The following is a 5,670-nucleotide window of genomic DNA, read 5'->3' on the forward strand; positions in this document are numbered from 1 at the left end:
ATGTCCCAAAACCAAAGGTCAAGGCTGCGCCGTCAAGGAGTAATCAAGGTGGTCAAGTCGACCCTCTTGACCCTCTTGACGACATCTTGACTGGCGCAGCCTTGACCTCTCCGGCTCACCGCACTACCTGCCTGCATGGACGAAATGCTCAACCACCCCGATGCTCTCACACGCCTGCGTTATGTCGTGCACCGCCTGCGTGCACCCGGCGGCTGCCCGTGGGATATGGAGCAGACTCACACGTCCCTCATCCCCCATGTCATCGAAGAAGCCTACGAGGTGGCTGACGCCATCCGCAGCGGCGATCCGGCCCAGATCTGCGATGAACTCGGCGACATTCTGCTCCAGCCCGTGCTGCATGCAGAGATCGCCAGCGAAACAGGAGCATTCGATCTCGATACGATGGCGCACGGCCTGACCGAAAAACTCATCCGCCGTCATCCGCACGTCTTTGGCGACACCAGCGCGGCCACCTCTGATGCGGTGCTGAAGCAATGGGATGCCATCAAGCGCACCGAAAAAGGCACGGAGCACGAAGGCCTGTTGCATGGCACCGGGAATGGACTGCCTGCGCTCATGCGTGCGCAGAAGCTGCAAAAGAAAGCCGCGCGTGTCGGCTTCGACTGGCCGGATGCCACGCCCGTCTTTGGCAAGATCCGTGAAGAGGCCGCTGAACTCGAAGCAGCCATCGCTTCAGGCGACAAAGCGCACATGGAAGAAGAGCTGGGAGATCTGCTTTTCAGTGTGGTCAATCTCGCCCGCAAACTCGGCATCGAATCCGAACCCGCGCTGGCGGCAGCCAACGAGAAATTCACCCGTCGTTTTCATAAGATGGAGTCACATCTGCGCGAACAAGGCCATGAACTCGGCAAGCTCTCACTGGAGCAGATGGATGCCGCGTGGGATGAAGTGAAGCGAGGTTGACATGCGCATTTAAAAAAGCAATTTTCCTCTGTGCAACTCACCATCGAAATCGACGACGAAACCTACGCCGGCATCGAAGCCGCAGCGCAGCGAGAGCATTCCAGCGTCAGCAGCGTGGTGAAGAATGCGCTGAGTCGCGTGCCCGGTTTTCGGAAGCCTGCACCACCACCGGTTAAGATTCCTCATGGATATAAGATCCCAGTCTCCGAAGGGGCTCGTCCCTTTACGTCGGAGGATGTCTATGTCGCAGAAGATGAAAACGACATGCGCGGGCTGTCATGATCTGGCTCGTTGATGGCAATATTTTGGTGGCCTATGCCGTGGACACCCACTTTCAACACCAGCAAGCTGTCCGCTGGTTTGACGGGCTGACTGAGTCTTTTGCAACCTGTTCGGTCACACAGGGGACTTTGCTGCGGTTGCACATGAAGTTCGCGGCGGATCAAAGCGCCAAAGCTGCTTGGAATTCACTGAAAGGGTTTGAGGCACATCCCGCCCATGTTTACTGGCTGGATGACCTTCCTTACAGCAAGGTGCCTTATCGCAGCATCCAAGGCCATCGGCAGGTGACGGATGCCTGGCTGGTCGAGCTGGCACGCCGCAATGGCGGCAAAGTGGCGACGCTCGACCAAGGCATGACCGTGACTTATCCTGATACTGCCGTTTTGATCTGACCCGATGGATCTCGGCAACTTCTCATTCCCCAAGCTCTGGGTGCAGGTGCGCTCAAAATCATGGCTGTGGCTGTTTCGGCGGCAGCAGATCGAGGAGGGCGGGCGGCTGCTCAAGCATGGGGACATCGGCCTTGCGGGGGTGCATGTGTGCGCTGAAAACGAAGTGGAGATCATCGCGGGTATCGGCACGGCTTTGTTCAATTCTGCCTCCGTCACGGTGCATTTGCGTCTGCGAGAAGACGGCAGCATGGCGATGACCTCCCATTGTACCTGTGCGGTGGGGACTTTGTGTCAGCATGCGGCGGCGCTGATGCTGATGCTCGATCTTGAGGATGGACGCAAACGCATTGAAGGCATGGCGCGTGTGCGGGAGAAAACGGCTGCGTTTGAAGATGATGAACAGGCGACGGAGGAGGGACCTGCGGTGGTCGAGTTGCCGCCGTCAGAGCCGAAGCCCATCCTGCTCGTGCGGCGCATGATCGTGGACATACCGCAGATCACGGCCAAGCGAAACATCGGCGGCTGGGAACCTCGGAGCATCGCCTTCATTCAACCCTGCGCTGAGTACGAAGACTGCCCGCTGCGCCTTGAAATGCTCGTACGCAGCCCGGCGCATCAATGGAAAGATGAAGATGAAACGCGCCATACGCTCGTGCGCAATCTGCGCTCTGAGCGCCTGCTGCTGACAGATTTGTCTGGGATAGGTTTCAAATCCTTTTCTGAAGCGTTGCCTGGAGCAAAAGCGCCGGAGTCCACTCTTGGCTTCATGGCCGTGGCGGGTGATCAGGCTCTGTTCTGGTCGCAGTTTCTCAAAGACCAGATACCGAAGCTGCGTGAGTCCGGCTGGCGGGTGGAGGTGCCGGAGGACATCGGCTTTCAGATCCATGAGGCCACGGAAGATGCGTGGTTCACCGATCTCACGGGAGACCAGGATGGGCGCGAGTGGTTCTCGTTGGATCTCGGTGTGGAAATTGAGGGGCGTCGCATTTCGATGGTGCCGCTGCTGGTCGATTGCATTGATCAGGGACTGACCGCCGCCGTGTTGGAAAAGAATCTCGATCAACGATTTCTGCTCTCACTAGGGGGTGACCAAGGCGATGTGCTCTCCGTGCCTGCGCATCGACTGGTGGTGCTGCTGCGCTTCTTTGACGAACTGCTCGCCACGCGGCCAGTGCGTAAGGATGGCAAACTCCAGCTCGACAAACTGCGTGCCGCACAGCTTGCCACGCTGGACGGCCTGCCGATTCGTGCGCCCGTAGAATTGACCGCGCTCAGCCAGCAGCTCGGCAGCTTCCGCGAGATTGGTCTCATCGATCCGCCGGCGGGATTGAAGGCGAGTCTGCGTGATTACCAGCGCGAGGGTGCTTCATGGATGCAGTTCCTGCGCGAGTTCGGCCTGCACGGCATTTTGGCGGATGACATGGGTCTGGGCAAAACGCTGCAAACGCTCACGCATATTCTCATCGAGAAGGAGAGCGGGCGCATGAAGCATCCCTGCCTCATTGTGGCACCGACGAGCGTGCTGCGGAACTGGATCAACGAGTCGATCAAATTCACGCCGTCACTCAGCCTGCTGCTCATGCACGGCCAGTCACGCAAGAGCGACTTCAAGCACCTCAAACAGTACGATCTTGTCATCACCAGCTTCCCGCTTCTCGTGCGCGATGCCGATGTCATGCAGGCGCAGGAGTGGCACATCGTCGCGTTGGATGAAGCGCAGAATATCAAGAATCCGAAGAGCCTGGCTGCACAGACTTGCAGTGGGTTGAAGGCTAAACACAGGCTCTGTCTGACGGGGACGCCGATGGAGAATCACCTCGGTGAATTGTGGAGTTTGTTTAACTTCCTGATGCCGGGTTTGTTGAGTGATGCGGATACGTTTCGGCAGCATTATCGGAATCCGATTGAGAGGGATGCGGATGCGGAGAGGCAGAAGCAGTTGAGTACGAGGATTCAGCCGCTGCTGTTGAGGCGGACGAAGGATGCGGTGGCGAAGGAGTTGCCGCCGAAGACGGAAATTTTGCACAGCATCGAGCTTGGGCAGGCGCAGACGGATTTGTATGAAACGATCCGTGCGGCGATGGATAAACGGGTGAGGGAGGCGATTGAGGTGAATGGGTTAGACCGCTCCCAGATTGTGGTTTTGGATGCGCTTTTGAAGCTACGGCAGGTGTGCTGCCATCCGCAATTGTTGAAGCAGGAAACGGCGCGCGGTGTGTCGGATTCAGCAAAAACGGCGTTTCTGATGGATGAATTGCTGCCCGAATTGATCGAAGAGGGGCGTCGAATCCTCATTTTCTCTCAATTCACGGAAATGCTGGCTATTATAGAGGCGCGTTTGAAGAAGGATGGGACGCGGTATGTGAAACTGACGGGGAGCACGAAGGATCGGGAGACGCCGATTCAGGAATTTCAGGCGGGCAAGGTGCCGGTGTTTTTGATCAGCCTGAAGGCGGGTGGTGCGGGGATCAATCTGACGACGGCGGATACGGTGATTCATTATGATCCGTGGTGGAATCCGGCGGCGGAGATGCAGGCGAGTGATCGGGCGCATCGCATTGGGCAGAAGAATCCTGTGTTTGTGCACAAGCTGATTTGTGAGAACACCATTGAGGAGCGCATCGTCAAGATGCAGCAAAGGAAAGCCGCGCTGGTGGAGGGGCTGTTGTCTGGCAGGGCGGACAAGCTGCAACTGACGCAGTCGGATATTCAGGCGCTGTTTATGGCGGAGTGAGGAAGCGGTGCTTCCAAAGTGAGGAGCTGGAAGCCTGAATTTTTAACTGCTGATGGGACGCTAATGTCAGAGAGTGAAATCGGCGGGGTTGGGAATTTATTTTACGCGCAGAGTCAAGCGGCGGGGCGATTTAGCGGGAAGGATATGGACACACTCACCGCACCGCTACCGCTGGCCGAGAATCTCTGGCTGCTCGACTATCCGCTGAAAATGCTGGGTGCGGATTTGCGGCGCAACGTGACGCTGATCCGCCTGCGCTCGGGGAAAGTGGTCATTCACTCCACGGCTCCTTTTTCAGCGGAGGACGTGGCTGCGATCCGTGCGCTCGGCGAACCCGGCTGGCTGCTGGATGGGATTTTGCGGCATGACACTTTTGCCAAGGAAGGACGCGCGGCGTTTCCGGGCATTCCATATCTTGCACCTGATGGATTTTCCGAAGTGGTTGGATTTCCGACCGAGCTGATCGTGCCTGCGCCAGTCGAGTGGGACGGCGAACTGCTGGCGCTGGAAATCCAAGGCGCGCCGGAAGCCCGGGATACCGCACTGCTGCATGTTCCGTCGCGGACGCTTATTCTCACGGAGCTGGTGTTCAACTTTGGCGGTGATGAGCCGCTCTGGACGGAGCTGCTCCTGCGGGTCGCCGTGGGCGGTGAGCATCATCCGGGAATGTCGCGGCCCGTGAAGGCCGGGGTGAAGGACAAGGCGGCGTTCGAGAGTTCGCTGGCGACGATCCTCGGATGGGATTTTGACCGGGTGATCGTCGGGCACGGCGATGTCATTGATTTCGACGGCAAGGCCAAACTGCGCGCGGCCCTAGCGGCGGCGGGATTTTCGCCGGGATGAATTGGAGAAGATGGAGGGGGACCGGAATTCAACCACGGATTACACGGAATACACGGATGCCGGAACGGGGATGAGGCACTGAAAAAACGGGGGGAGATGGGCGTTTCGGAGGCGAAGGGACGAGCGATTTTGCCGCAGAGGGGCAGTGAGGCAGAGGGGGCAGAGGGGGCAGAGAATGAATGTCGTCTCTGCCGCCTTTGTGAAACAGGTCTGGAAAAAACCTCTGTGTTCATCGTGGTTCGCTTCGCGGCTGCGCAGCTGTGGTTAAAAAAGTGCCTTCTTTGGTGGGTGGCGCTCTGCTTCTGCTGAGGCGACAGCCTGCACGTTAGGTAAGTGCCATTCCCCACTGTCCACGCTTCTCGGTTCGGCAGATACTGATTTACACCGCAGAGATGGGAACGCCGCAGAGGTTTTCCTGAAAGGACTGAGTGAGCGCAGATGAGACCGGAGATTTGAACCACGGAATACACAGAATACACGGAAGGGGGATCTGAT

At 57.9% G+C, this 5,670-nt stretch carries 5 protein-coding genes; all 5 read left to right on the forward strand.

What is annotated here, in order from left to right; genetic code table 11:
- Positions 1-135 precede the first annotated feature (135 nt).
- The 5 genes from mazG (at position 136) to PSV43_RS05185 (ending at position 5,175) form a co-directional block, all read left to right on the forward strand.
- Positions 136-924 carry a nucleoside triphosphate pyrophosphohydrolase gene (gene mazG / locus PSV43_RS05165; RefSeq protein WP_300194467.1) on the forward strand — a complete coding sequence of 263 codons (789 nt, stop codon included), beginning with the start codon at positions 136-138 and terminating at the stop codon, positions 922-924.
- A gap of 30 nt (positions 925-954) precedes the next feature.
- Positions 955-1,206 (forward strand): hypothetical protein, encoded by a 252-nt coding sequence (locus tag PSV43_RS05170; protein WP_300194468.1) that lies wholly within the window; start codon positions 955-957, stop codon positions 1,204-1,206.
- Complete coding sequence (locus PSV43_RS05175; protein ID WP_300194469.1) at positions 1,203-1,598, forward strand: PIN domain-containing protein; 396 nt, start codon at positions 1,203-1,205, stop codon at positions 1,596-1,598. Before PSV43_RS05170 ends, PSV43_RS05175 begins: the two co-directional genes overlap by 4 nt.
- Before the next feature lie 4 nt (positions 1,599-1,602).
- On the forward strand, positions 1,603-4,332 hold the full coding sequence (locus PSV43_RS05180; protein ID WP_300194470.1) for a DEAD/DEAH box helicase: 2,730 nt from the start codon (positions 1,603-1,605) through the stop codon (positions 4,330-4,332).
- A 144-nt stretch (positions 4,333-4,476) separates the two neighbouring features.
- Complete coding sequence (locus PSV43_RS05185) at positions 4,477-5,175, forward strand: hypothetical protein (protein WP_300194471.1); 699 nt, start codon at positions 4,477-4,479, stop codon at positions 5,173-5,175.
- Positions 5,176-5,670: the final 495 nt, after the last annotated feature.

Origin of the sequence: Prosthecobacter sp. (assembly GCF_029946185.1) — a bacterium.
Classification (GTDB): Bacteria; Verrucomicrobiota; Verrucomicrobiia; order Verrucomicrobiales; family Verrucomicrobiaceae; genus Prosthecobacter.

Bases quoted from the DNA above. Each gene is read 5' to 3' on its own strand.
- mazG (WP_300194467.1), top strand. From the start codon at position 136: ATGGACGAAATGCTCAACCACCCCGATGCTCTCACACGCCTGCGTTAT.
- PSV43_RS05175 (WP_300194469.1), top strand. From the start codon at position 1,203: ATGATCTGGCTCGTTGATGGCAATATTTTGGTGGCCTATGCCGTGGAC.
- PSV43_RS05180 (WP_300194470.1), top strand. From the start codon at position 1,603: ATGGATCTCGGCAACTTCTCATTCCCCAAGCTCTGGGTGCAGGTGCGC.
- PSV43_RS05185 (WP_300194471.1), top strand. From the start codon at position 4,477: ATGGACACACTCACCGCACCGCTACCGCTGGCCGAGAATCTCTGGCTG.